Raw genomic sequence first — 5,131 nt, 5'->3', positions numbered from 1 at the left:
AGCTGGAGACCCGCAAAAACCGGTAGCGTTTGGACGGCTATGGTGATTCATTGAAGTTACGCGATCACGGAGGCCTGCTATGGATCCCAAGTCCCTGTTCAGTTTGAGCGATCACCTTGATGCATTGAGCAAAGAGGGCGATCCGCTCGAGGTTTTGCAGGAGACGGTGGATTTCGAGTATTTCCGGGCGTGGCTGGTCGAAGGGCTTGGGTATGGCGATGGTAGCAAAGGCGGCCGCCCACCATTCGATCCGGTGATGATGTTCAAGGTCCTGATCCTGCAGGCGCAGCATAATCTGTCAGACGCCCGGATGGAGTTCATGATCCGCGATCGGCTGAGTTGGCTGCGATTTCTGGGGCTGTCGCTCGGGGATCGAACGCCGGACGAGAATACGATCCGGCATTTTCGCAATCGCCTGACCGAGACGGGAACGCTCAGGCGGGTGATGAAGGCCTTTGACTGGCAACTCCAGAAGAAGGGCTACATGCCAATGTCCGGGCAGATCGTGGACGCCTCGCTAGTGCCTGCGCCAAGACAGCGGAACACCGAGGGCGAACGCGAAGCGATCAAGTCAGGGAAGAGCGCCAGCGACATTTGGCCGGACGAGCCGAACAAGGCAGCACAGAAGGATACCGACGCTCGCTGGACACTCAAGGTCGGCGGAAAAGTCCGGTATCGGGCAGATGGGACGCCGCTCCCCATGATCGCCCTGCCGGTCTTCGGCTACAAATCCCACATCAGCATCGACCGACGCTTCGGCTTCATCCGAGGCATGGCGGTGACTTCGGCGTCAGCGGCGGACGGGCGTCTTCTCCGGCAGGTCGTCAGCACGAACAATACCAGTTCCGAGGTCTGGGCAGACAGTGCCTATCGATCCAGGCGCAACGAGAAGTGGCTGTCGGACCAGATGCTCACGTCCCGTATTCATCGGCGCAAACCCATGGGCAAGCCGATGTCAAAGGCAACCGCGCGGGCCAATGCCGCCAAATCCTCGATCCGTGCGCATGTTGAGCATGTCTTCGCGCATCAGAAAAACCGGTTCAACCTGTTCATCCGCACCATCGGCCTCGCCCGCGCTGAGGCGAAACTGACCCTTTGCAACCTGGCCTACAACTTCAATCGGCTGATCTTCCACGAGCGTCTAGAAACCGCAGGCTGACTCTGTCTGCAAGTCGGCAAAACCGGCGAAATCAACGCCGGGTATCGTGGAAATCGGTCCGAATGATACCCTTGGTGCGCCCCGCAACCTCGACGTCATCAAGCCAGCCCGCTTCGCCAGAAATTACCCGGTTTTTGCGGGTCTCCAGATTCAGGGAACATCATCTTTTTAGGAAATACTGCACCTGAAAGTTTTATTATTTTTTCAAACAATATTAGAAAAATAAAAATTGTATTTCTAACATATTGTCTGTTCCAAGGTTGAATACCCGATGGTTGACGGAAAAATCACGTGTCATTCCCGTCCATATTAGATACGATACAGGAATATTTAAGTCATGCGGGTTTTATCAGGAAAGGAAACAGGCTTCATGAGCATGCAGTACAGTACCATATGGGGGCATCATCTTCCAAATCTTCGGTGGCGTGATGTCCTGCTGGGTATGGGAATGCTCCTGTGTGCGGCTGCCCCGGTCCATGCGGAATCGACAGGGGACGCCATTATTCATGCCGATGACCATCCCGGTGACTGGCTGATCCATGGCCGTACCTATTCAGAACAGCGATACAGCCCTTTAATGCAGATCAATGCCAAAACCATTGGTCGCCTGCATCTGGCGTGGCATTATGATCTGGATACCAACCGGGGGCAGGAAGCGACGCCCCTGATCGTCAACGGGATCATGTACACCACCACCGCGTGGAGCAAGGTCAAGGCGCTGGATGCCGCGACCGGCCGCCTGCTATGGGCCTATGACCCGAAGGTGGATGGCAGGGTCGGTGTCCGGGGGTGTTGCGATATCGTAAACCGTGGCTTGGGCTACTGGAATGGCAGGCTGTATCTGGCGACCTTTGACAACAGGCTGATTGCCCTGGATTCAAAGGATGGCAAAGTCGTCTGGAGTGTCAATACGATCCCGACAGATGCAGATCTGGGCCAGCAGCAGGCCTATACCATTACCGGCGCACCCCGTATTGCAAAGGGCAGGGTGCTGATCGGAAACGGTGGGGCGGAATTTGGCGCCCGTGGTTTCATTTCAGCGTTTGATGCGGAAACGGGCAGGCTGGACTGGCGGTTCTTTACGGTGCCCAACCCCCATAACAGACCCGACCACGCGCCGTCCGATACGGTTCTCATGACCCGCGCTTATCCGACATGGAGCCCCACGGGCGCATGGGTGCGTCAGGGTGGCGGCGGTACGGTATGGGATTCGATTGTATATGATCCGGTAACGGACCTTGTCTATTTCGGGGCGGGTAACGGGTCGCCATGGAGTTATGGCATCCGTTCCAACGGAAAGGGGGACAACCTCTTCCTTGACAGCATTGTCGCGGTAAAACCGGAAACGGGTGAATATGTCTGGCATTTTCAGGAAACACCTGAAGACCAGTGGGATTATACATCAACCCAGCAGATCATGACGCTTGACCTTCCCCTTGGTGGGCAGATGCGGCATGTGATCGTGCATGCGCCCAAGAACGGCTTCTTCTACGTTCTGGATGCCGCGACAGGTGAATTTATATCTGGCAGGAACTTCGTTTTCGTAAACTGGGCAAAGGGACTGGACCCGAAAACAGGGCGGCCGATCTTCAATCCGGCCGCACAGTATTCCGTCACCGGCAAACCATTCTACGTTTTTCCGGGGGATATGGGTGGGCACGGTATCGCCGCGATGAGCTACAGCCCCCGTACGGGACTGGTGTACCTGCCGACCCAGCAGGTGCCCGATCACCTGAAGGGCGCGCGTAAATTCAGGGCCCTGCCGGATGGCTGGAATCTGGGGCTTGATATTCAGCCAGATGACAGAATGCCGTCCACCGAGGAACAGAAAGCCGCCGTCAGGGACCTGCGGGGAACGCTGGTGGCGTGGGATCCGGTATCACAGACGGCACGATGGGAAGTGGTGCAGAAAGGCCCGGCGAATGGCGGAACACTTGCCACCGCTGGCGACCTGGTGTTCCAGGGGCTGACGGACGGCACGTTCCATGCCTATGACGCGCATGACGGGAAGGATCTGTTCAGCTTCGATGCGCAAAGTGGCATCATCGCTTCTCCCGTCAGCTATCGTATCGGTGGGCGGCAGTATGTCGCGATTGAAGTGGGCTGGGGCGGGTCGTATGGCCTGTTCGCGACAGGACGGGCCCGTCAGGAAACCGGGTCTGTCAATCATTCCCGTGTCCTTGCCTTTGCCCTTGATGGCAAGGACCATCTGCCTGCTGTCAGTGATGCTCCTGTTCCCTCATCCCCGCCACCGGCGTCGTTCGTGCCCCGGCAGGCACTGGCGGGAAGCCAGCAGTACCAGAATTACTGCCAGTACTGCCATGGTGCCAATGTGGAATGGAATGGCGTCCTGCCGGATCTGCGGAAATCCCCGGCCATTCAGGATAAGAACAGTTTCTACGCCATCGTGGGCAAGGGGGCGCTGAGCAGTTTCGGCATGGACGGGTTTGAAAAATCCATGAAGCCGGATGAAATTGAAAGCATCCGGCAGTTCATTATCGAACGCGCGCACCAGACCCTGTCACAACCATAGACGATACGGGAATCAGGAATTCATGCTGTCGGATACTTCAATCCCCCGCCCAACATAACTGCGCGAACGACCATATCCATAATATATGAGCAATCCTATCACGCCCCATACCGGCAGTACCAGTATCGCGATCAGGTCCAGTGACAGGTAAAGATAGATGCAGCCAATGATGGCAAGCGGCGCGAACAGCCATATGGCAGGGGCCCGGAACGGCCGGACGCGCGTGGGATCGGTCCGGCGCAGGATCAGGACGGATACGGCCACCATGGCGAATGCAAACAGCGTGCCGGAATTGGAATAGTCCGCCAGGGTGCCCACGGGCAGGAAAGCGGCACCAAGCGCCGTGCCAATGCCCGTTACAATCGTCACGATATGCGGCGTGCGATAGCGGGGGTGGACACGGGCAAAGCTGTCGGGCAGCAGGCCATCACGCGCCATGGTGAAAAATATGCGCGTCTGCCCGAAAATCATCATCAGCACGACGGAAGGCAGGGCGATGGTCGCCGCAAGACCGATCAGGTTACCGATCCTGGTCCACCCGATGGAGCGCAGCACGTGTGCCAGGGCTTCATGTGAACAGGGCAGGGGATCCTGCGTGCCGGTTGCGGCAATCGCGCGGCATCTCTGTTCCAGCGCCAGCGTGCCTGGTGCCAGTATGCTGCCATCGGCCCCGGTAATTGGCTGTGCGCCAAGGGGGGAACCAATGGCCCCAAGCGAAACCAGCAGGTAGAAAATGGTGCAGAAGGCGAGGGAGGCAATCAGGGCGATGGGCACATTGCGCTGCGGGTTGCGTGTTTCCTCGGCCGCTGTTGATACGGCGTCAAAGCCGACATAGGCAAAAAAGATGGATGCCGCGGCCCCGGCCATGCCCGTGATCCCGGTCGGCATGAAGGGTTCGAAATGGCTGGTGTTCATGACCGGGATGGCAAGGATGGCGAACAGGGACAGGGCTGCGACCTTGATGCCGACCAGAATGGCGTTGGCCCGCGCGCTTTCGGTCGTGCCCAGAATCAGGAGCCAGGTGATCAGCAGGGTAATGACCACCGCTGGCAGGTTGATATAGCCGCCAGCGGACGGACTGTTCACCCATAATACCAACCATTGTTTGGCCTGACTCACGGGGTACCCATCGGTTTAAAAATGTGATTCATAGGATGCAGACCATTCTCTGAAGGAGGCATTCTGGATGGGCAGCCCTCTATCCCTGCGTGACGATCATGATAGTTCGGAGTTGCGACGCCTTGCGCGCAGAAGCCGGCATGCGGGTCAGTCGCGTCGCCTGTTGGCGCTTGCGGCGATTTATGATGGCGCCTCGCGCGGCGAGGCGGCCCTGCTTGCGGGGACAGACCGCCAGAGTATCCGTGACTGGGTGCTGCGTTTCAATGCGGATGGCCCGGATGGCCTTGTGGATCGTCATGGCGGGGGACAGAAAGCCCGCC

The 5,131-nt window shown here is 57.9% G+C and carries 4 protein-coding genes; 3 read left to right on the top strand and 1 reads right to left on the bottom strand.

Annotated elements, in window-relative coordinates:
• Window positions 1-79 precede the first annotated feature (79 nt).
• Together GEU01_RS19335 and GEU01_RS19330 are read left to right on the top strand one after the other, a co-directional pair.
• On the top strand, window positions 80-1,159 hold the full coding sequence (locus GEU01_RS19335) for an IS5/IS1182 family transposase (protein ID WP_019085572.1): 1,080 nt from the start codon (window positions 80-82) through the stop codon (window positions 1,157-1,159).
• A 370-nt stretch (window positions 1,160-1,529) separates the two neighbouring features.
• Window positions 1,530-3,692 (top strand): PQQ-dependent dehydrogenase, methanol/ethanol family, encoded by a 2,163-nt coding sequence (locus tag GEU01_RS19330; RefSeq protein ID WP_019087373.1) that lies wholly within the window; start codon window positions 1,530-1,532, stop codon window positions 3,690-3,692.
• Between the two features lie 12 nt (window positions 3,693-3,704).
• Here GEU01_RS19330 and GEU01_RS23400 read toward each other — a convergent pair whose 3' ends face one another.
• Window positions 3,705-4,778 carry an amino acid permease gene (locus GEU01_RS23400; protein WP_019087372.1) on the bottom strand — a complete coding sequence of 358 codons (1,074 nt, stop codon included), beginning with the start codon at window positions 4,776-4,778 and terminating at the stop codon, window positions 3,705-3,707.
• A gap of 100 nt (window positions 4,779-4,878) precedes the next feature.
• Here GEU01_RS23400 and GEU01_RS19320 point away from each other — a divergent pair.
• The coding region (locus GEU01_RS19320) for a helix-turn-helix domain-containing protein (RefSeq protein WP_042710966.1) at window positions 4,879-5,131 on the top strand (253 nt) is incomplete at its 3' end.

It is taken from the genome of Komagataeibacter europaeus LMG 18890, from assembly GCF_000285295.1.
In the GTDB taxonomy this organism is placed as follows: Bacteria; Pseudomonadota; Alphaproteobacteria; order Acetobacterales; family Acetobacteraceae; genus Komagataeibacter; species Komagataeibacter europaeus.
The sequence above is the reverse complement of the archived record's forward strand: the minus strand, read 5'-3'. Positions and strand labels throughout refer to the sequence as shown.

Coding starts and splice junctions, on each gene's coding strand:
- GEU01_RS19330 (WP_019087373.1), top strand. CDS start 1,530: ATGAGCATGCAGTACAGTACCATATGGGGGCATCATCTTCCAAATCTT.
- GEU01_RS19335 (WP_019085572.1), top strand. CDS start 80: ATGGATCCCAAGTCCCTGTTCAGTTTGAGCGATCACCTTGATGCATTG.